The 19,517-nt window shown below is 65.9% G+C and carries 21 protein-coding genes; 13 read left to right on the forward strand and 8 right to left on the reverse strand.

The features are described from left to right. The first annotated feature begins 195 nt into the window (after positions 1 to 195). From GTY58_RS28950 to GTY58_RS28975, 7 genes are all read left to right on the forward strand, one after another. Positions 196 to 537 (forward strand): hypothetical protein, encoded by a 342-nt coding sequence (locus tag GTY58_RS28950; protein ID WP_010986944.1) that lies wholly within the window; start codon positions 196 to 198, stop codon positions 535 to 537. A 162-nt stretch (positions 538 to 699) separates the two neighbouring features. Beyond that, positions 700 to 831 (forward strand): hypothetical protein, encoded by a 132-nt coding sequence (locus GTY58_RS41405; protein WP_255222029.1) that lies wholly within the window; start codon positions 700 to 702, stop codon positions 829 to 831. A gap of 6 nt (positions 832 to 837) precedes the next feature. Then, positions 838 to 1,083: a hypothetical protein gene (locus tag GTY58_RS28955; RefSeq protein WP_010986945.1), complete on the forward strand. Its 246-nt coding sequence runs from the start codon at positions 838 to 840 to the stop codon at positions 1,081 to 1,083. Positions 1,084 to 1,091: 8 nt separating this feature from the next. Then, positions 1,092 to 1,340, forward strand: a complete 249-nt coding sequence (locus GTY58_RS28960) for a hypothetical protein (RefSeq protein ID WP_010986946.1) — start codon at positions 1,092 to 1,094, stop codon at positions 1,338 to 1,340. Next, complete coding sequence (locus tag GTY58_RS28965; RefSeq protein ID WP_154696737.1) at positions 1,337 to 1,510, forward strand: hypothetical protein; 174 nt, start codon at positions 1,337 to 1,339, stop codon at positions 1,508 to 1,510. The genes GTY58_RS28960 and GTY58_RS28965 overlap by 4 nt, the downstream gene beginning before the upstream one ends. A 163-nt stretch (positions 1,511 to 1,673) precedes the next feature. After that, positions 1,674 to 1,946 carry a hypothetical protein gene (locus GTY58_RS28970; RefSeq protein WP_037645395.1) on the forward strand — a complete coding sequence of 91 codons (273 nt, stop codon included), beginning with the start codon at positions 1,674 to 1,676 and terminating at the stop codon, positions 1,944 to 1,946. A 61-nt stretch (positions 1,947 to 2,007) separates the two neighbouring features. Then, positions 2,008 to 2,874 (forward strand): abortive infection family protein, encoded by an 867-nt coding sequence (locus tag GTY58_RS28975; protein WP_037645398.1) that lies wholly within the window; start codon positions 2,008 to 2,010, stop codon positions 2,872 to 2,874. A 1-nt stretch (position 2,875) separates the two neighbouring features. Here the strand turns inward: GTY58_RS28975 and GTY58_RS28980 are convergent, their stop codons facing one another. Beyond that, on the reverse strand, positions 2,876 to 4,378 hold the full coding sequence (locus GTY58_RS28980) for a recombinase family protein (protein WP_010986950.1): 1,503 nt from the start codon (positions 4,376 to 4,378) through the stop codon (positions 2,876 to 2,878). Positions 4,379 to 4,719: 341 nt separating this feature from the next. On the opposite strand from GTY58_RS28980, the gene GTY58_RS28985 reads away from it, so the two are divergent. Then, positions 4,720 to 5,076, forward strand: a complete 357-nt coding sequence (locus tag GTY58_RS28985; protein WP_010986951.1) for a hypothetical protein — start codon at positions 4,720 to 4,722, stop codon at positions 5,074 to 5,076. Positions 5,077 to 5,322: 246 nt separating this feature from the next. Here the strand turns inward: GTY58_RS28985 and GTY58_RS28990 are convergent, their stop codons facing one another. Next, a complete protein-coding gene (locus GTY58_RS28990; protein ID WP_037645400.1) occupies positions 5,323 to 5,532 on the reverse strand; it encodes a DUF397 domain-containing protein in 210 nt (69 codons plus the stop codon). Between the two features lie 590 nt (positions 5,533 to 6,122). Between GTY58_RS28990 and GTY58_RS28995 the strand changes: the two genes are divergently transcribed. Beyond that, positions 6,123 to 7,340, forward strand: coding sequence for a helix-turn-helix domain-containing protein (locus GTY58_RS28995; protein WP_010986953.1), 1,218 nt, complete (start codon positions 6,123 to 6,125; stop codon positions 7,338 to 7,340). Positions 7,341 to 7,685: 345 nt separating this feature from the next. Here the strand turns inward: GTY58_RS28995 and GTY58_RS29000 are convergent, their stop codons facing one another. The 5 genes from GTY58_RS29000 to GTY58_RS29020 form a co-directional block, all read right to left on the reverse strand. Continuing rightward, positions 7,686 to 8,192 (reverse strand): transfer protein spdA, encoded by a 507-nt coding sequence (locus tag GTY58_RS29000; RefSeq protein ID WP_237528903.1) that lies wholly within the window; start codon positions 8,190 to 8,192, stop codon positions 7,686 to 7,688. A 1,632-nt stretch (positions 8,193 to 9,824) separates the two neighbouring features. Then, complete coding sequence (locus GTY58_RS29005; protein ID WP_010986955.1) at positions 9,825 to 10,508, reverse strand: hypothetical protein; 684 nt, start codon at positions 10,506 to 10,508, stop codon at positions 9,825 to 9,827. 296 nt (positions 10,509 to 10,804) lie between these two features. Continuing rightward, positions 10,805 to 10,993 (reverse strand): hypothetical protein, encoded by a 189-nt coding sequence (locus tag GTY58_RS29010; protein ID WP_137865176.1) that lies wholly within the window; start codon positions 10,991 to 10,993, stop codon positions 10,805 to 10,807. 1,063 nt (positions 10,994 to 12,056) lie between these two features. Further along, positions 12,057 to 12,266: a hypothetical protein gene (locus GTY58_RS29015; protein WP_037645407.1), complete on the reverse strand. Its 210-nt coding sequence runs from the start codon at positions 12,264 to 12,266 to the stop codon at positions 12,057 to 12,059. Between the two features lie 91 nt (positions 12,267 to 12,357). Beyond that, positions 12,358 to 13,995, reverse strand: a complete 1,638-nt coding sequence (locus GTY58_RS29020) for a recombinase family protein (protein ID WP_159029003.1) — start codon at positions 13,993 to 13,995, stop codon at positions 12,358 to 12,360. A 236-nt stretch (positions 13,996 to 14,231) separates the two neighbouring features. Between GTY58_RS29020 and GTY58_RS29025 the strand changes: the two genes are divergently transcribed. The 3 genes from GTY58_RS29025 (at position 14,232) to holA (ending at position 16,603) form a co-directional block, all read left to right on the forward strand. Next, entirely contained in the window at positions 14,232 to 15,071 is an 840-nt protein-coding gene (locus GTY58_RS29025) for an arylamine N-acetyltransferase (protein ID WP_010986958.1), read from the forward strand. 146 nt (positions 15,072 to 15,217) lie between these two features. Next, positions 15,218 to 15,463, forward strand: coding sequence for a hypothetical protein (locus GTY58_RS29030; RefSeq protein WP_010986959.1), 246 nt, complete (start codon positions 15,218 to 15,220; stop codon positions 15,461 to 15,463). Between the two features lie 153 nt (positions 15,464 to 15,616). Further along, positions 15,617 to 16,603, forward strand: a complete 987-nt coding sequence (gene holA, locus GTY58_RS29035; protein ID WP_179121647.1) for a DNA polymerase III subunit delta — start codon at positions 15,617 to 15,619, stop codon at positions 16,601 to 16,603. A 487-nt stretch (positions 16,604 to 17,090) separates the two neighbouring features. Here the strand turns inward: holA and rpsT are convergent, their stop codons facing one another. Beyond that, on the reverse strand, positions 17,091 to 17,357 hold the full coding sequence (gene rpsT, locus GTY58_RS29040) for a 30S ribosomal protein S20 (protein ID WP_010986962.1): 267 nt from the start codon (positions 17,355 to 17,357) through the stop codon (positions 17,091 to 17,093). Positions 17,358 to 17,610: 253 nt separating this feature from the next. Here rpsT and lepA point away from each other — a divergent pair, with 253 nt between their 5' ends. Continuing rightward, positions 17,611 to 19,479 carry a translation elongation factor 4 gene (lepA, locus tag GTY58_RS29045; protein WP_010986963.1) on the forward strand — a complete coding sequence of 623 codons (1,869 nt, stop codon included), beginning with the start codon at positions 17,611 to 17,613 and terminating at the stop codon, positions 19,477 to 19,479. Positions 19,480 to 19,517: the final 38 nt, after the last annotated feature.

Raw genomic sequence — 19,517 nt, forward strand, 5'->3', positions numbered from 1 at the left:
CTACGTACGTACGTAACGAGCCCACCCCGCTGGGTGGAGACGAGGTCGTGGAGCTGCTGCGGGAGCAGACGGCTCTGCTGCGGGAGCTGGTGGATCAGGGCCTGCGAAACACAGGCCATGCTCAGGCCGCCGAGGTTGCCACCTCCGGCATCGTGACGGCCCGGGTGGACGAGGAGCCCGCCGCAGAACAGGCCCGTGGTCATCCCGGAGGCCGTGAAGGCCCCGGAGCCGGAGAAGCCCGGCGAGCCCTCCCAGGACGAGCTGAGGGCCGCGTACGACTATCTCGGCCTCCGGGAGACGTCGGAGGGCCTGGAGGTCACTCAGAGGGGCGTCCAGAGCGCCCTGGGCACCGTGAAGAAGATCGCCCGAGAGGACCCCTCCTCGGCCGAGGCCCGGGTGATGGCGATGGGTGCAGCCGATGATGACCGCATCGAGTTCCTGCGGTGCGTGCAGCTCGACAAGCTCTCGAAGGTCATGGCCAAGAGGGCTGCTGGTGACCCCCGCTGGTTGGGCGTCGCGACTCCTCCTCGAATTTAAATTCCGCACTCCTCTCCAGGATTCCTTGGGGTACTAACGGTGACCTTTGAGGGGCACCAACAAAACCTGTACCCTGATTCCCGTAGACCCTCGCCCCACTTCCCCCCGGGCGAGGGTCTCGTGCGTTCCCAGGGGGTGGAATTTAAATTCGGGGAGGTCGTCATGGCGGAGGACCGCTGCGTCTGTGACACCGAGACATGCTGGTGCGGATACATCCCGCCGGGCGGCACCGCAGAACAGGCCATGGCGATGCTCGCCGACGACGAGCCCGAAGTATTCGACGGGGATTGGTGAACGATCGTGCAGCACGTAGCACCGTCCAACTCTCCGTACATCACCTGCATCCAGTGCGAGAGCACGTGGCTGACCGAGACGTACGAGGCGGCCAACGGAATCGGCGGTTCGTACTCCGATGAGTTCACGTACGAATGCCCGACCGACGGATACCACGTCCCGGAATGCACCTGCGCCTGTTGCGTGTACAGCGACTGCGGCCATGACAACGACAAGACCTGTTTCGACCCGAACCGAGAACTGAAGCACTAGGGGGCCGCATGAGTTTGGAATGGACGCAGAAGGCGTATTACGAGGCGAGCGGAGGGGACCGGGTCGGTCTCCTGTCGCTGGATGACGGCCACTCGGCGGTGGTGTGGGCGTATGCCGATCCGCACTGCTCGATGCAGGTGATCTCCTTCGACCCGGACAAGGCCCTGGAGGTCTTCGAGATCTCCCGTAACGGCGCTGAGAACCGCGAGGGTCTGCGGTACGACTCCCGCCAGGCGTGGGACGGGGGTTCCCTGTGAGCGAGCAGCTCTACACCGTCACCGCGTTCTCGAACGACTACGAGCACAAGCCGAGTCGGGGCGTCGTGTACCAGGTGGTCGACGCCACCGAGGAGTACGTGGAGAAGCTGAAGGCCCGCGAGGCCGAGGAGCACCCCGACCGCTGGCTGAAGGTGGAGGCCCAGGGGTGAGCGCCAGGTGCCCCGAGTGTCATGAGCCGGCGCAGGAATCCGCGGCGACCGACATCGCCCCGTGCTGGGGTGCCCCGCCCGCCTGGAGTCACGAGGACGGGAGCGCCTTGTGCCCGATCGTCGGTCCGAACGGATACGAGCCCGCTCAGCCGGAGTTCCTGACGTGAAGGGCCTCGTCGTCATCGACCCGGAGGCCCCCGGCGGCTGCCGGAAGGTCTCGTACGGCCCCGTCGTGAACGGCCGCCCCCTTCGCTCTCCGGCCATGCGGAAGCTCATCGGCAACCTGGTGAAGGACCAGGTCCGTTGGGCCGAGAGGGAGGCCAAGGAGGCCGCCTGGGTCGAGCGTCAGATGGCCACCGCGCCCCCGCTGACCATGGTCCAGACCCAGATGCTCCGCCGGGTGAAGACGGACCTCACCCGGGCTGCCCAGCTCTGAGTTGAGAGCCTTTGTCGGAAAAGGTCATGACGATGTCAGGGTCTACTCGTATCTTCAGACCATGACCGTCACTGCCCGCCGGGAGCTGGTGAGCGCAGCAACCCGTAACGCGTTCCGCTCTCTTGCCACGGATCTGACCATCCGGATCGTGGCCGAGCTGTGGGAGGACCATGGGTTCGCGCCCATCCCGCCCGAGGAGCTGAAGTACGACGACCCCGGGCAGCGGCGGACCACCTTCATGCTCTATGCGGAGGGCGTGGACTGGGGCGATCCTGAGCATGTCCGCCGGGCTCTCCTCGTCTTCGAGGACTTCATTCGCGCGTACCGAGACCCCGACCAGCAGGGCACCCCGAAGTGGCTTGAGGACATCGGTGTTCGACTGGAGCGGGACGGATTCCTGCTCGACAAGAGCGGCCGAATCTCATGGGAGCGAGCGCCGGTCCGTCTCCTGGATCGGGACCTGAGCACCCTGAGTGACGGCTCGGGGATCGCGGTCGAACTGGAGCGAATCAGGCGGGACCTGACGACCGATCCTCACGGGGCGATCGGGGCCGCCAAGCAGCTCATCGAGGCCACGGCGAAGACGGCTCTCCGGGAGCTGAGCATCGAGATCGACAAGAATGCCGCGCTCCCGACTCTGGTCAGCACCGTCCAGAAGGCACTGAAGCTCGACGCCGGTTCGGCTCCCGACGGGCCTGACGGCAGCAAGGCCGTGAAGAAGATCCTTTCCGGCTCGGTGAACATCGCCGTGGGCGTCGCGGAGCTGCGCAACCAGGGCTTCGGTAGTGGTCACGGGCAGGCCAGCGCGCCGTCCGGGCTGGGGGTTCGTCATGCCCGCCTGACCGTCAACGCAGCCGTGACCTGGTGTGAGCTGATCCTCGACACTCTGGCCGACCCGGCCGCGCCGTGGCGCAAGGGCCAGGTCTGACCTACTTCCAGAACACCTCGACCCGGTCCGGGTTCCAGACGTTGAAGGGCCGGGTCGCGGGGTGGATCAGGATCTCTCGGATCAGCCCCCGGTACGTCGACTGCTTCCGGGCGACGGAGTAGTCCTTCCACGCCTTCCGCAGCTCGGCCGCGCTGACCTCGGAGAGGTTGGCCTTGACCCCGTACTGAGCGATCTCCTTGCGGGCCCCGGCCATCCGGCCGTTCAGGGTGTCGATCGCGTCCCGGATCTCCCGGGCCGGGCGGTCGCCGTCCAGGAGTTCGTCCCCCAGCTCCTTCTTCCGCCGCTCCCAGCGGGCGAGCTTGGCCTCCAGCGCTGGGCGGGGGTCGTTGTCGTCCGCCTCGGCCGCCGCCTCGACCTCCTCCAGGCGCTTGAAGAGGAGCTTCTCCAACAGCGGCTCCAGGTCGGGGATCTGGATCGTCCGGCCTCCACAGCCGCCCCCGTCCTTCTTGCACGTATAGATGGGCATGTCCTTGTCCCCGCGCTGCCCCGTGCTCATCCGGTGGTGCTTCTTCCCCTCTTCCTTGCAGGAGCAGGGCTCGCCCGCGACGTGCGAGACCTTGCACGTGCACTTCACCAGGCCGCTCAGCGGGTACTTCAGGGCCGGGGTGTCCCGCTCGCCGTACTCCGCCTTGAACTCCTCGGAGCGCTCGGCGAGTAGGGCTCGGATCATGTCGCTGTCCTCGGGCTCGATGATCTTCGGCCAGACGGCCTGACCGTAGATCTCGCCCCTGTGCTCCTTGCGGCCCGAGATCCGGCCGGACATCAGCAGGAACCGCATGGCCTGGTACGACCAGGCCCCGCCGGTGGACGTCTTGATGCCCGCCTCGTTGGCCTCGGCCACCAGGGTCCCGAGCTTCTCGCCCTCCAGGACGCGGCGGGCCCACTTCTTGATGTGGGCGGCCTCCTCCTCGTTCAGGATCTCGCCCAGGATCTTCCGGCGTGAGCCCTCGCCGTCGAAGAGCCGGGTGTAACCGAAGGGCCGGTGGCCGGAGTTGTGGATCTTCCCGGCCTCGACCAGCTCCTGGATCTTGCGGAGGATGCGCTCCTGCTTGTGCTCGACCTCGTACTTCGCGATGGCCCCGAGCATCCGGGCGACCAACCGGCCCGTGGGGGTGCTCAGATCGAGGTCGCCCGCCTTGACGGTCGCGATCTCGGTCTTGTGGTCCTCCACGATGTTGATCAGGTGCTCCAGCTCCACGGGCTGGCGGTACACGCGGTCCGGGTGCCAGGACACGATGGCGTCGATGCAGCCCATCTCGATGTCGGCCAGCATCCGCAGGTAGTCCTTGCGCTTCTTCCGGCGGTCCGCGGCCGTCACGTCGTTGTCGATGTAGACCTCGATGACCCTCCAGCCGAGGGAGGCGGCGAGGAGTCGGCAGTCGTCCTCCTGGCGCTTGACGCCAAGTCCCCCGCCCTCGCGGTCATCTGAGATGCGGACATAGATCCCGACGCGGCGAACCCGATCTCTGGCGGAGGTCTTCATGCCCTTGACGGTAGCTGAGCTGGTGGGGTCCAAGGAAGGTGTGGCACCATGGCTCGGCCTACCAGGACCCGGAGCTCATACGCAGGGTGGCCCCACGGCTCGCGTTGATCTCGTGCGGCCGGGACAACCCGAAGACTCGTGACTTCCAGTTCTAGCACGTCGCCCCTGGTCAGCGCACTGCTTCGGCCACAGGGGCGGGGGTGCCGAGGGTCCGAGCGCCGCTCATTCACGCGACTACTGAAGTCCTCATCCGCGTAGCCTGATTGGGCCAGAAAGACAGTGCCCCGGCGGGAAGGGTGAAGGCTTCCGCACCGGGGCTTACCGACTGAATTGGAGTCGGCATGACGGAGCCTATCGCCGCTGGAAAGCCCGAGTCCCTGCGCCGCCTACCGTGGACCGGACCCGAGGGCAGCGCGGAATACGCAGCGCCCGAGGACGGCGTCGAGCAGATCGCAGACCGCACCGAGGCACACCTCATCAGAATGGCGCGCAACGATGCCGCCTACGCGCTGACCATGGCGGAGCGACCGGAAGTCTCGCGCACTGATCTCTGCCTGCTGGTACGGAAGTTGGCCGGTGCTGTGGGCGATGTTGCCAGCGTCGCCGAACTGCGCGGTGAACGACTCAACGAACCGATCTACGCCCCTGCGGTTCGGGCACTGGAGGAAGCCTTGCGCGCGGCTCTGAGCCAGCGCTGATCAACCAGTAGCCCCGCAGCGCTCCGGGACGTTCCCAGGGGCGCTACGGGGCCTTTTGCTGCGGTCAGTGCTTACGTGGCTGGACAGGGGAACGGGTGGAAGCATTGCGCCGCCACCACAACCCCTTGCACGTGGACGGAGAGAGGTTGAAGAAGTGCCCGCACTGTGCGCACCAGGGCAACCCGTTCTCGGGGTCTGTAGGGCACTCGGCGGCACAGCGGGGGCACTTCTCCACGGGACCTACTCTCAGGCGCTCAGATCGAACTCTCCGGCCTTGACAGCGTCGGTGAGCGTCACCCACTGGTCGGGCGTCATGGTGACGATGGTCTCGGGGCGCTCGCTGTCCCGCAATGCCACCACGCCCGGCAAGTTCACGGCCACCTGCGGGCAGTTGCCCACTTTCTTGTCACGGCAGGCAGCCGCACTGACGAATTCGTACTCGGGGATCGCGTTCATGGTGCCTATCCCTTCGCTGAACTGCTGCGGGGAAACGGTCCCCGTGCCGTCTTGCAATCCGCCCCGGTGAACGCTCGACCTGTCCGGCGCTCACTGGTGCGGAAGTCAGGCCCGGCGGACGTTGCGCGGGTCGTTCGGATGGCCCCACACCATGTGGACATGCATGGCGCGAACAGTTGCGGCAGCCGCTTTCGGATCACCCGTCTTGACTGCCTCGGTCACGCCCATCCGTAGCAGCGCGCAGACAGGGCACGTCTCCGGGTCGACCCTTCCGGGGCGGGGGGTCCGAAGATCAAAAAGGATCATCGGGGGCACTCGAAATGCCGATAGATAGCGGCCGGTGGACCGGATCGCCTCTCAATGCAGGAGCGGCGGCAGGGCTCAAGGCGGTTGATCGTCTGCTTGCAGTCAGCACACGTGGACCCGGCAGGGGCGTACGTCACGTAATCCGCCGTGTCTACCTCAGTCTTGGGCGCTGCGCTCGCTGCCATGCCGTCCCCTCACGTCGACTGTCCGGCGTTCAGCCTCCGCCTGGGATTGATCAGTGACTAGTGGCCCCCTGTAGGCCCGGTGTCGGCCAGAATTGAGGCATGACCAATGCCATCGGGGCCAACATCAAAAGGCTGCGGGAAGCGCGCGGCTACAGCCAGGCACGGCTAGCCCATGAGGTGTGCCGGGCAGCCGGGGTCATTGGTGATCCGGTCGGCCGCCAGGAAGTCAGCCGGTGGGAGACAGGGAAACGCACGCCGCGGGAATGGCTGCCGTTCATCGCTGCCGCTTTAGGCGTGTCCGCGGATACCCTGCGCGCGCCCCTGGCGCCCCCTGAGCCGCCTTTGCCGACGCTGGCCGACTTCCTGCCCGAGGGTGACCCACTGAGCCCGCTACAGGGCCACTCAGGGCGCCGGATCGGAATGGGCGCAGTGGAGGACCTACAACAGCGGGTGCATGGCCTACGGCTTGCCGACGACGTCCTAGCCGGTGGAGACCTGATCCGCCCCGCGCTGCGTGAACTGCGCTCCGCCGTGAAGCTGTACCGGGAGGGCAGTCACACCAGCGAGGTAGGGCGTCAACTCCTGCGGCAGATAGGGGAGGTGGCACAGATTGCAGGATGGATTGCAAGCGACGCTGGCCAGCATGCGGAAGCTGAGCGGATCTACCGGCTCGGAATCAGCGCTGCGAGGCAGGCGGAGGATCACACCCTTGCCGGGAACATTGCCGGAAGCCTGGCCTACCAACTCAGCAACACAGGCAGGGAAGTTGAGGGGCTGAAACTGGCCCGTGCGGCGGTCAATGAGACTGGTCCCGACGCTCCGCCAAAGGCTCGCGCGCTGTACCTGGACCGGGTGGCATGGGCGCACGTCAAGGCGGGCGGAATAGAGAACGGGCAACAGGCAATGCGGGCCCTGGGGGAGGCCGGGCAGGCACTCAGCGACGACAGCGCCGGTACGGAATCGCCCGCCTATATGTATTGGGTCGACGCTGGCGAACTGCGGGTCATGGAATCTCGCGTCTACACAGAGCTGCACCGGCCCTTGCGCGCCGTGCCATTGCTGCGGGAAGTGCTCAGCGGATACGACGCGACCCATACCCGCGAAATGGCCCTGTATCTGTCATGGATGGCCGTTGCGCTCGCTGATGCCAATGAGCCCGAGGAAGCGGCAGCAGTAGCCGAACGGGTTGTCTCGCTAGCCTCTGACATTCCCTCGGAGCGGACAGCGGAACGGGTCCGGGTGATCCTTCAACGCTTGCGCGAATACGCGGACGTGCCGGAAGTTGCAACGCTACTCGCTGAACACCAGGTCACTTAGCTTGTGCGCACGACGCTGCAACTCCACTTCCCCGCATAATGCCAGGTCAGAGCCACCGAGGGGCGCAGCCGGCTGAGCTTATGATTTCCAATTGCTAACATGTCGTGAATGCAGGAAAGCCCCGACCCTGGAATATCCAGGATCGGGGCACTTGCTATTCCGTCTCGGCCAACTCGGTCACGCGCTCATCAGCCTCAGCGAGTAGGGCATGCGAGTACAACTCAGGATCGGCATTCAGAACGCGACGGCGCGCACGCTGGACCAACGACACATCAAGCGGCGGGAAAGTCCACAGGGGAGCGCTCAATTCCTCAGCGGACAGGGACAGGTAGTGGCGTAGGTCGCTCATTCGCCACCGGCCAGCGCGAGGTACCGGCGTCCGGTCCGCTCGGACACGCTGTAATGGTCGGCCAGCATCCGGCCGGTAACCGGTCGGCCATTGTCCGCAGCGAGTGAGGCCATGACCGTGCGCACGTCCTCGGCGGTCGGGGGAGTGACCGGGTCATCCTGCGGAGCATCCGGCGCGCTGGCTTCGAAGTCCTGCCATAGGTCGGTGTCCGGCCAACTGTCCGGCAGGGGCTCAGTGGCCGCAGGAGCGACTATCGGGGGCGCAGGGTCCGCGGGGACCGGTACGGCCACGGCAGGCGCCTGAGCGGTCACCCATGGCCGGTGCATCCGGTACAGGGTCACGGGGAACACGGCGTGCAGTCCGGCCGAAACCCACGTGTCGACGCTGGCGAGTGATTCCGCGGTCAGCACTCCGGCCACGTTGGCGGACACGGCCACGGCCACGGCGAACAGGACGTCACGGCGTGACCGGACTGCCCAGACTAGGAACAGGTCGACGGCCACCGGCACGGCATAGGACGGCCAGCCTGGAACTCCGTGCGTTTCAGCGAGGTGCTGCTGTGTGGCGAACGATATGAGCATGGACGCCAACAGGGCTGCGTACCGGGCGTAGTTGGTTACTGAATGGCGAGTCAGCAAGAGGTCTCCAGGGCATTAAAAAGGTGCCCCGGCTCAGTGAGTCAAGGCACCTACCAGAACTGGTATGTGATCAGTCGGTGGGGAAGTCATTTAGGCGGCAGTGAAGACACCCTGAGCCCCCAGGCTGAATGCCGAAGTCATGGCGCTCGCAGATGACCCAACCGGCGCCGTCCCGGTCATTCCAGGGGCCGAAACTGGAACGTCTTTCGGAAGTGGCAGGGGCATTTCGCTGCGCTGCTGCTCGACGCCGAGCCTGGCTCACGTGGGCCACCCCTCAAGTGCGTAACCAGCGGCAGACAGGGAGCCGGGAGTCAGTAGAAGGGTCTCGGAAATGCGGCGAACCTCGGTCAGTTGAGCGGCATTCACGCCTGTTCCGAGCGCCTCAAGTTCCACCAAGAGGGCGACCATTCCGACGCATGCGTCATCCCAGAGATTTGCGCTGGGGCCCTTCCAGAGTGACGACCATCGAGACAGCATTCCATCGGTCCAATCCTCGGCTCGCTCGGGAGGCATGGGCACAGGCAGGCTGCATTCAGGAGGTAGAATCACGCGGCTGATACCGGGGCGCGAGCGGCCACGGCGAAGGTTTTCGCTATTCACGTTGAGTCACTTTCGGTTGGTTACTAAGGGGCGTCGCATGCGGTTTTTGAACACGCTGCGTATTTTTCCCCGAGCGCACCAGGCGGAGACCTCCCCTGCGCCTCGGAGGTCCAAGGGCCGAGTTGATCACCCCCCACCCCCCAGGACCCTTTCAGGCACACAAAGTGACGAGTGAAATGGGCCAGCGCTCACGTTCCGTTTCCCTGGTCGCGCATGGTTCGCCTGTTGTGGTGAGCAGTAGTCATTGCCCGGAGATTGGTCCAGTCATGGGCGCGGGGACCCAATGGGCCGAGTCCGTCAATGTGGTCAACGACCTGCGCCCTAGGCCTCAGGATTTCCGGGGTCAACATGCACTCGTCGCATTCACAGTGCCAGTGCTCGCGGAGGAATGCCGTTCGTGTCCGCTGCCATTCCTTGGACCGGTACGCCCTTTGATGCGCTGAGCTATTGCGGTGCCTGCCGTGCGCTCGCTTGCATTCCAGACACTTCCCCTTGGGCACCTGACACGGGCACCTCGGCACGCTGCACACGGACTTGCGGCCGGAGTCCGGAGGCTGGCACGGCTCATGCGCCACGTACTCACCCGGCTTGGCCGCTGGCTTCGCTGTATGGCTCTCAGCGGGCTTAGGTGGTGGCTTGGGTGCTGGCGTCGCATCCTCGGGCCAGACGCCATCAGCAGGCACCACCAAGCCCGTACGGAGCCACTGAGGGGCGCTCTCGTCCGACACGACGAATTCGTCTCCGGGGCCGTGTTCGGTGCCCTGGTAATCCAGGCGGCAGAACGAGCCGACACGCAGCCTCATTAGTGCATTTTCCTTTCTCGGCAAAGGGGCCCAGCGGGAATGCCGGGCCCCATGTCCAGTCGCTCAGTCAGCGGGCAGAAAGGCGCTCAGCGGCTCAGGCATCATCAAGTCGTGCAGCCACGCCAGCGCTGATCAGCTTCTCTGCCGTCTCGGCCGGTAGCTCTCGGATGCGATCGTCAATGCGCACACGGATAAAGTCGCCCGAGTCCACGCTGATGGTGTTGACCTTGAGCCAGTCACGGCCCAACCGGATCAGCGAGCCGTTATCGGCGGGACTGGACGTGAACACAGGGGCGTTGCCCGGCCTGCCTCGTTCCATGTGGTCGACGGCAGACAGCGCAGAGACAGCCGTGCGGATAGCGCCACGGGTTCGGTAGTACTCCCGCTCGGCCTCCTCGGCCTGCGCCTCCGAAGCCTTCAGCGCCTCTACAACCCGCTCTCGCAGTTCGGGCAGGCTCGCCACCCAGGCACGTTGCACGACAGCGCCAGCGGCCCGGATCTGCTGCTCTAGAGCCTCTATCACGCCAACGCCGGTGCCGCGCAGAGCAGTTACCCGGGAAACCTCGGACTCGCCCTTAGGGACTGGCTTACCGGCCAGCGTCGCAGCCTTAGCGGCAGCAGCGTCACGGGCCTGAGCGCGCTCCAGGTAGCCGTCATCGAGAGCGTCGGCGTATTCGATCTGCGCCTCGCCATAACGATCCCAGGCGGCATCTAGGGCAGCCTGCGCCTTCGCGACGGCGTCCGGAATTTCAATGCCAGCGGGTAGGGGAATAGTCATGAGTAATCTCCGATCAATGAAGGCCCCGGGTGATTCCCAGGGACACAATTAGTATTTGGGTCGTTAGGGAGCTAGGCGGACGTCGTGTACGTGCTGTCGGCGGGATTCGCCGCCGTTCCCCAGTCGCACACCGGTACGTCGGACAACTGCCTTGACCTCTCCCATTGGGGCGCTGAGTCCATAGGTGTTCAGCAGGTGGCTACGGACAGCCGCGAAGACGTCAGAGAAAGCGACATGCTCACCGGGTGCCGGTTCGAGCACCTCGGCTAGTGCGTAGGCAATAGCGGCATCGTCGTTCACGCGGAAGCCTTTCGATCACGCTGCACATTCAGCAGAGCCACATACGCAGCGAGTAGGCCCGTAAGTACCTCGACACCATCTAGGTCTATTTCCTCGGCCGAATCCAGCGCGTCGGCCAGGCTGACCACCAGCGCGGAAAGCGTGGTCCGTTCACGTGCGGTCGCGCTCAGCTTGGCGCCGGGCATGTTCGCGGGGGTCGGCACAGTGGCCACCTCTCGGGGTTTGCATTAGGAGAACGGTTGAGGGGGCGGGGCGCAGCGCGCTGATCAGGCACAATGCCCGAGCCGGCTGAGCCCGATCGTTTGCGCACGGAGACAGTGACTAAGCAGCGCGTATCCCGACGCGCCCCGGTTCGGTTAGCAGTGGCGACATGGGAACCTCCCTTTCAGCGGTAGCCGTGAATTCGACCTAGACGCGCGGCAGGCGCACGCACCTTTGCCTCATGCGCTCTCTGTTCATCGGTGACAGCGGACCAGGCGGCCTCACGTAGGCCCTTGACCCGCTTGCGTAGTAGGCACCGGTCGTAGCCGCTCTCGCGGAATGTGCGGTCTAGCTGCCTGTGATGGCGCTGGCACATGGGCCGGTAATGCGACGTGTCGGCGGACCACAGTTGGCGCGCCTCAGCGTCGAAATGCTCATCAGCGTCAGGGTGATGGGTGTAGCTCCAAGAATCGGCAGTGCGCCCGCACCAGTCACAGGGGTGCAGTCGCGCCGACCCATGGAGCCTGCGTAGTCGCTTGTGTACGGAACCGTAGCTGGGTAGGTGAGACATCCTGAGCCCTTTCGGGAATACAAAAAGGCCCTACGGCCTGAGGAACTGAGACCCGGCCGCCAGGACGGGTTACAGCTCAACTCAGGCCGTAGGGCCTTTGGTCTGTGAGCGTGCGCAGGATCGATGCTGGCGGCATCCGTAGCGCACTGCGAGGGGCGTTACCGCTGCCCTCTAATTAGGGTCTGTCGAGTCGATTGCATGGCCCCGCGGGAGGCTCGGTGACAGTGGTTGGGAGTGTAGAAGTGTAGGAACGGAGGCCAGTTTCAGTTTCGCCGCTAGTTATTACTGCGATATCTGATTTAGGTACTCAAACTACACTTCTACATTGAGGAAGTAAAAGACCAGGTCAGAGTAGGTGTGTCTGATGGTGTGTCAGATTCGGGGGTGTAGTTTGCGCCCTCTCCGCTGTCCCGCTACAGCGAAAAGCCCCGCTCGACCGAGTCAGTGACTGGCCGAACGGGGCTGTGTCTCGCTGGCTACGCGGCGAGTTGCTCGGGGAAGCCGCACAGTGCCTGCTGGAGGGCCTCAAGGCGCCCTATCCGCTGCCTGGTGTAGACGGAGGTGTCCCCGGCCCGCATGGCGCCGTACAGGGCTTCCAGTTGGCGCGTGATCCGCTGCCACTCAGCCTTGCGGAACCAGGCGGCCTCTGCGGCTTCCTGTGTCGTCTCCCACTGCTCGCGTGTCATGCTGGTGCCTTCCCATTCAGGGACACCGGTCCGTCTACTCGCCAAAGTCCGGCCGGACCGGTGCCATTCGTTTTCGGTGGTTCAGATAGAGTCAGCCGTTCGCGGCCAATTCGTCTCCCATGGACGTGAGTTCGCTTGCTGCCTCAGCGAAGAATGGGTCGCGGACTGTGAAGTCGACCCGCCGCTCATCCAGCTTGCGCCAGCCGCCCCGAGAACTGCGCTTGACGTTCAGATGCGCCCCGGCATCCTGGAGCATCTTGCGCTTGCCTGCGGTATCTGCACTTGCCCAGATTCGCGAATACGTTTTGCCGGACCGGATTTCCTCAACGCGTGGCGGAGTCTTTTCCCGGCTCTCAAGGTCAGCGAGTCGCGCGTCGAGGGAATCGGCGTGCCGTTGCCATGCCGCCTTGCCTGCGTTGGACTTTTGACGTCCCCTCTGCGCCTGGTGCTCTTCGAACTCAGCGAGGGTGGCGTCAATCTCGGGCTGCGGGTCGTATCCCGGAATGGTGCGGGTGTGCGTTACTTCCAGCGCGCCGAGCATCCATAGGAACTGACGCTCGACGTATTCCTCCGCCCATTCGCGCTTGATGATGGACGGGGCATCGCACTTTTGCCCCCTGGTGAGTGCGCCGCACTTGTACGTCTCCGTCTTGCTGGTGCTCTTGCTGTTGGCGGACGGTCGGTGCAGGTACATGCGCTGTCCGCAGCCTTCGCAATGGATGATGCGGAGCAAAAGCGCCATGGTGTCTACGCGGTCGACCTTTTTGTTATCGACGGATCGCTCGGACAACACTGCGCCGATTGCGTCGAATTCCTCACGGGTGAGGATCGGCTCAGCGGTAGCCATCACGGGCTTACCCTCGCTGTCCCTCACGGGCTTGTTGTCCTGTGTCTTCCAGCCCAACATGCGCTCAGAGGTGAGCAGTTCTTTGATGCTGCCGTGGCGCCACGTGAAGCGCCCACGGGTCACGGTCTCGCCTGCCCGGCCGCCTGTCTTTCCGCCTGTGTCGCGCCCTTTCTTGAGGCTCCAATGGTCGCGGGGGGACGGAATGCCATCCGCGTTAAGTCCTCGGGCGACGTCTGCTGCGCTTTTGCCGAGCACACTCTTACTGGGGTCTCCCATGAGCTCCAGGATGATGCGCTCAATGACTGCCACAGCTTCCGGGTCCTGAGCCAGGGTCCATCCTCCGCCGTCGAGTGGCGCGGGCATGTAGCCGTACGGCGGACGCGAACCACGCCAGCGCAAGGGCATGACTCGCATTGCATCCTGCGCGCTGATGACTCGCTCTCGGATGGACTGAGCCTCGAACTGCGCGGCGAAAGCGAAGATCTTCAAAATCAGTTCGGTAATGAGGTCGACACCGTTACGGAAATCGAGCGTCAACCGTCCGCCCGGTCCCTCGGCAAAGACGATCACTTTCTTGTTTTCTCGCGCCCACTTGACTAGGTCGTCCATGTCAGCCATTGACCGGACGGCACGGTCGAAACGCCAGAAGCACAGCGCGTCGAAATCGTCCGGACGGCGGAGCCACTTGCCCAACTCCGGCCGCTCAAAAGGCGTTGTCTTGCTTGCGCTTACTCCCAGGTCGACGGCTTCCCGGTCGCCCAGGTCGATACCGAGACCAGCGGCGGCAGCAGCGTTGGCAGCGCGCTGACGTTCGGGGCTGGTGGTCTCATCGGTCAGTACGGACAGGCGGAGGACGGACACGCCCCTGAGCTGAGTGGTCACGGGCGTGCTCTGTCGGGTCGATTGCGCGGGGCCGCTGACCTGCTGTTTTGCTGCCACGGTGGGGCTCTCCTAGAACTACTAGTCGAGAGCCTTCGGAAACCCGTACGGCCATCCCGCGCCGAGCACGGTCAAGGCGCTGCGGGACGAGGGCGCGCTGGTGCTGCGGACGGACGAGGACGGGGCGATCGCCGTCGCCGGTGCGGGCGCGGAGCTGCGGGTGGCGAGAGACTGATGCCATGAATTCCGCCCAGGCTGACGCCTACCTCCGTCGTATCGGCGTGACACACCCCGCGTGGCCCACCGTCGATGTGCTGCGCGAGCTTCAACTGCACCATCTGCGCACCGTGCCGTTCGAGAACCTGTCGATCCATCTCGGCGAGGAGATCGTGCTCGACGAGAAGCGGCTGCTGGACAAGGTCGTGGGCGCGCGACGGGGCGGCTTCTGTTACGAACTGAACGGGGCGTTCGGGGCGTTGCTGGAGTCGCTCGGCTTCGACGTGACGCTGCTCGCGGCACGGGTGTACGGGGAGGAGGGTCGGCTCGGAGTGCCGTACGACCATCTCGCGCTGCGGGTGCGGACGGTCGACGGCGGCGACTGGCTGGCCGATGTGGGCTTCGGGGCGCACAGTCACTATCCGCTGGCCTTCGGGGAGCGTGGTGAGCAGGTGGATCCGGGCGGCACGTTCCGGGTGATCGAAGCGGGGGTGGACGCGGCGGGAGCGCGGAGCAGCGGTGGGTCGGCGGCATCCGGGGACCTCGATGTGCTGAGGGACGGCAAGCCCCAGTACCGCCTGGAGACGCGACCGAGGGTGCTCGGGGACTTCGTGGCCGGGCTGTGGTGGCACAGCACGTCGCCGAAGTCGCATTTCACACAGTCGCTGGTGTGCTCGCGGGTCACGGAGGACGGAGGGCGGATCACGCTCAGCGGTCGCAGGTTCACGGTGACGGCGGCCGACGGCCGGAAGGAGGTGTCGGATCTGGGCACGGACGAGGAGGTGCTGGGGGTCTATCGGGAGCGGTTCGGGATCGAGCTCGATCAGGTGCCGACCGTGCAAAAGAGGGGCGAAATCGGGTAATTGGGGTACTCGGCGGAGGGGTGTGCAGGCTGGGGGGCGGGCCTCGCCGAGGTCGGGATGCGGATGGACCAGTAGCGGTCCGCGCCTGCGGCTTCCGTGGCCGACCCGGGCGTCGGTAATGCCGGGCGTAGCGGGAAAATGGCTCCGTGAGTGATGTGAGACATGTGCTGGTGCTGCCCGACCGTGATGCCGCTCAGGAGGCGGCGGAGGCGCTCGGGGAGCGGTTCGCACTCGACGAGGAGCCGCAGCTCGTACGGGATGCGCTCGCTGGTGAGGACGACGCCGAGGATGCCCAGTGGCTCCTCGTGCTACGGGACGAGAGGGGGCGGCTCGATCCGAAGGAGCTGGATGAGTTCGCGGGGGAGTGGGACGGGTGGCGGGAGGAGCCTTAGACCGGGCACTGAACGAGGTGCCCGTCGGCCCGGCGCTGGGCGACGCGGCCGTGGGCCCGGCGCCGGGCGAGGCGGCCGTGGCCCGGATTTGGGGTGAGCCGGGGGAGGTCGGGCGTGGGTGCGTTGTCAGTGGCGCGTGGGATGCTTGGCGCGATGGCCAAGAAGACCGCACATGACGACCCTCTCGCCCCCGTCACGCTTGCCGTGGGCCAGGAGGACCTCCTGCTCGACCGTGCCGTACAGGAGGTGGTGGCCGCCGCCCGGGCCGCCGACGCCGACACGGACGTACGTGACCTGACCTCGGACCAGTTGCAGCCCGGCACGCTCGCCGAGCTGACCAGTCCGTCGCTCTTCGCCGAGCGCAAGGTCGTGGTCGTACGCAACGCGCAGGATCTCTCGGCCGACACGATCAAGGACGTGAAGTCGTACCTGGGGGCGCCCGCGGAGGAGATCACCCTCGTGCTGCTGCATGCGGGCGGCGCCAAGGGCAAGGGCCTGCTGGATGCCGCGCGCAAGGCGGGGGCGCGGGAGGTCGCGTGCCCCAAGATGACGAAGCCGGCGGACCGGCTGGCCTTTGTGCGCGGGGAGTTCCGGGCGTTGGGGAGGTCCGCGACGTCCGAGGCGGGCCAGGCACTTGTCGACTCCATCGGGAGTGATCTGCGGGAGCTGGCGTCGGCGGTGTCCCAGCTGACGGCGGACGTCGAGGGGACGATCGACGAGGCGGTGGTCGGGCGGTACTACACGGGGCGGGCCGAGGCGTCGAGCTTCACGGTGGCGGACCGGGCGGTCGAGGGGAGGGCGGCGGAGGCGTTGGAGGCGTTGCGCTGGTCGCTGTCCACCGGGGTTGCGCCGGTCATGATCACCAGCGCGTTGGCGCAGGGTGTGCGGGCCATTGGGAAGCTGTCGTCCGCTCGGGGTGGGCGGCCGGCCGATCTGGCGCGTGAGCTGGGGATGTCGCCGTGGAAGATCGATCGGGTTCGGCAGCAGATGCGGGGGTGGACGCCGGACGGGGTGGCTGTGGCGCTGCGGGCGGTCGCGGAGGCCGACGCCGGAGTGAAGGGCGGCGGGGATGATCCCGAGTACGCCCTGGAGAAGGCGGTCGTGGCCATTGCTGGGGCGGCGCGGTCTCGACGCGGGTAGGGAGTACGGGGCTGTGGGGCCCGCCTCGTTTGGGGTGAGCGAGCCAGTCGTATGTGCGTGAGCGGGCCGGTCGTATGTGCGTGAGCGAGCCGGCGGCCGTGGTGACGGCTGCGCGGGATTCGCCCCCGCCGCCCCTACCCGTCCCATCCCGTCCCTGGGAGCTGCCGCCCCCAGACCCCCGCTTCGGCCTGCACGGCCTCGTCCTCAAACGCCGGACGGGCTGAAAGCGCCTGAGGCGGCCCGAAAAACGCAAAGGTGTCGGCGGACTGGGTGCAGGAGGCGGCCGAGCAGCGTCAAGGCGTCGGTAGCCCGGGTGGGTATGCGAAAAGCCCCGCGCCCGTCCTGGGGAAGGACAGACGGCAGGGCCTTCGGGTCAAGCTTGTGGGTCCGTACCCGCGTGGCGAACGCAGTCGCGTACAGACCCGGGGTGCTGGACGGGAGCGGATGAGAGGGCCCGCTCTGGTTCCTCCAGCGGTTGGATCAAGTGTCAGCCCTTGAGGGGCGCGACCTTGGAAGCAAGCGCCGACTTCTTGTTGGCGGCCTGGTTCTTGTGGATGACGCCCTTCGAGACGGCCTTGTCGAGCTGACGCGCGGCAGCGCGCTGGTACTCGGTGGCCTTCTCGACGTCACCCGCGGCAGCAGCCTCACGGGCCTTGCGGATCGCGGTCTTGAGCGAAGACTTGACGGCCTTGTTGCGAAGGCGCGCCTTCTCGTTCGTCTTGTTCCGCTTGATCTGGGACTTGATGTTCGCCACGAATGAGCCTTTTCAGGTTCAGGCGCGCGAGGGGATGCCTCACGCACCGTTTGATTTCTTCAGGAGTGCCTCGTGCAGAGAGGGCAGGAGACACAGCCACCCAGGCTACCAGTCCTGGTCCGACCGGCCTAAACCCGAGCTCGGACCCCCTTCAACCAGCCCAAACCGGTCGCACGGCCCCGCCCGTGGGACCATGGAGCCTACGTATCGATCCGACCCGAGGCGACAGGCGCCTCAAGAGACAGGACCCTGCGTGCCCGCGACCCCTAACAATGTGCCCGAGCCGAGCCGTACCGACCCGGCTCTGATCCGCAATTTCTGCATCATCGCGCACATCGACCACGGCAAGTCCACGCTCGCCGACCGCATGCTCCAGCTGACCGGGGTGGTCGACCAGCGGCAGATGCGCGCTCAGTACCTCGACCGCATGGACATCGAGCGCGAGCGCGGCATCACGATCAAGTCCCAGGCGGTACGGCTGCCCTGGGCGCCCACCCAGGAGCCGGGTAACACCCACATCCTCAACATGATCGACACCCCTGGGCACGTCGACTTCACGTATGAGGTGTCGCGGTCCCTCGCGGCCTGTGAGGGCACGGTCCTGCTCGTCGACGCCGCCCAGGGCATCGAGGCCCAGACTCTCGCCAATCTCTACCTGGCGATGGAGAACGACCTCAAGATCATCCCCGTACTGAACAAGATCGACCTGCCGGCCGCTCAGCCGGAGAAGTTCTCCGAGGAGCTCGCCAACCTCATCGGCTGCGACCCGGAGGACGTTCTCAAGGTCTCCGCCAAGACCGGCCTGGGTGTCGAGGCGCTGCTCGACAAGGTCGTCGCCGAGGTCCCGGCCCCGGTCGGTGTCGCCGACGCGCCCGCCCGCGCGATGATCTTCGACTCCGTGTACGACTCCTACCGCGGTGTCGTGACGTACGTACGAGTCATCGATGGTCAGCTCAACAAGCGCGAGCGGATCCGGATGATGTCCACCGGCGCGACCCACGAGCTGCTGGAGATCGGTGTCTCGTCTCCCGAGATGAAGCCGGCCGACGGCCTCGGCGTCGGTGAGGTGGGCTACCTCATCACCGGTGTGAAGGACGTCCGGCAGTCCAAGGTCGGTGACACCATCACCACCCTGAACAAGGGTGCGACCGAGGCGCTCGGCGGCTACAAGGACCCCAAGCCCATGGTCTTCTCGGGGCTGTATCCGCTGGACGGGTCCGACTACCCCGAGCTGCGCGACGCCCTCGACAAGCTCCAGCTCAACGATGCCGCGCTGGTCTACGAGCCGGAGACCTCGGCGGCGCTGGGCTTCGGTTTCCGCGTCGGCTTCCTCGGGCTGCTGCACCTCGACGTGATCCGCGAGCGGCTGGAGCGCGAGTTCGGGCTCGATCTCATCGCCACCGCGCCCAACGTGGTCTACCGCGTCCTCATGGAGGACGGGAGCGAGCACACGGTCACCAATCCGAGCGAGTTCCCGGAGGGGAAGATCAGTGAGGTGTACGAGCCCGTCGTACGCGCCACGATCCTCGCGCCCTCCGAGTTCATCGGCTCGATCATGGAGCTGTGCCAGACCCGGCGCGGCACCCTCCTCGGCATGGACTACCTGTCCGAGGACCGGGTCGAGATCCGGTACACGCTGCCCCTCGCGGAGATCGTCTTCGACTTCTTCGACCAGCTGAAGTCCAAGACCCGCGGCTACGCCTCCCTCGACTACGAGCCGACCGGCGAGCAGGCCTCCAGCCTGGTCAAGGTCGACATCCTGCTGCACGGCGACAAGGTCGACGCCTTTTCGGCGATCACGCACAAGGACGCGGCGTACGCGTACGGTGTGCGGCTGGTCGCCAAGCTGCGCGAGCTCATCCCGCGGCAGGCCTTCGAGGTGCCCATCCAGGCGGCCATCGGCTCCCGGGTCATCGCCCGCGAGACCATCCGCGCCATCCGCAAGGACGTCCTCGCCAAGTGCTACGGCGGTGACATCTCCCGTAAGCGGAAGCTGCTGGAGAAGCAGAAGGAGGGCAAGAAGCGGATGAAGATGGTGGGCTCTGTGGAGGTTCCGCAAGAGGCCTTCATCGCCGTTCTGTCCAGCGACGACAGCGGCGGCTCGGCCAAGGGCAAGAAGTAGCCACCCGGCACCCCCCGTATCCCGGCTTCAAGGGCCCG

This window comes from Streptomyces sp. SID5469 (assembly GCF_009862865.1).
In the GTDB taxonomy this organism is placed as follows: Bacteria; Actinomycetota; Actinomycetes; order Streptomycetales; family Streptomycetaceae; genus Streptomyces; species Streptomyces avermitilis.

What these genes read in the sequence shown, in the direction of transcription:
- GTY58_RS41405 (WP_255222029.1), top strand. Translation starts at nt 700, where the DNA reads ATGGCGGAGGACCGCTGCGTCTGTGACACCGAGACATGCTGGTGCGGA.
- GTY58_RS28960 (WP_010986946.1), top strand. Translation starts at nt 1,092, where the DNA reads ATGAGTTTGGAATGGACGCAGAAGGCGTATTACGAGGCGAGCGGAGGG.
- GTY58_RS28975 (WP_037645398.1), top strand. Translation starts at nt 2,008, where the DNA reads ATGACCGTCACTGCCCGCCGGGAGCTGGTGAGCGCAGCAACCCGTAAC.
- GTY58_RS28980 (WP_010986950.1), bottom strand. Translation starts at nt 4,378, where the DNA reads ATGAAGACCTCCGCCAGAGATCGGGTTCGCCGCGTCGGGATCTATGTC.
- GTY58_RS28985 (WP_010986951.1), top strand. Translation starts at nt 4,720, where the DNA reads ATGACGGAGCCTATCGCCGCTGGAAAGCCCGAGTCCCTGCGCCGCCTA.
- GTY58_RS28990 (WP_037645400.1), bottom strand. Translation starts at nt 5,532, where the DNA reads ATGAACGCGATCCCCGAGTACGAATTCGTCAGTGCGGCTGCCTGCCGT.
- GTY58_RS28995 (WP_010986953.1), top strand. Translation starts at nt 6,123, where the DNA reads ATGACCAATGCCATCGGGGCCAACATCAAAAGGCTGCGGGAAGCGCGC.
- GTY58_RS29005 (WP_010986955.1), bottom strand. Translation starts at nt 10,508, where the DNA reads ATGACTATTCCCCTACCCGCTGGCATTGAAATTCCGGACGCCGTCGCG.
- GTY58_RS29010 (WP_137865176.1), bottom strand. Translation starts at nt 10,993, where the DNA reads ATGCCCGGCGCCAAGCTGAGCGCGACCGCACGTGAACGGACCACGCTT.
- GTY58_RS29015 (WP_037645407.1), bottom strand. Translation starts at nt 12,266, where the DNA reads ATGACACGCGAGCAGTGGGAGACGACACAGGAAGCCGCAGAGGCCGCC.
- GTY58_RS29025 (WP_010986958.1), top strand. Translation starts at nt 14,232, where the DNA reads ATGAATTCCGCCCAGGCTGACGCCTACCTCCGTCGTATCGGCGTGACA.
- holA (WP_179121647.1), top strand. Translation starts at nt 15,617, where the DNA reads ATGGCCAAGAAGACCGCACATGACGACCCTCTCGCCCCCGTCACGCTT.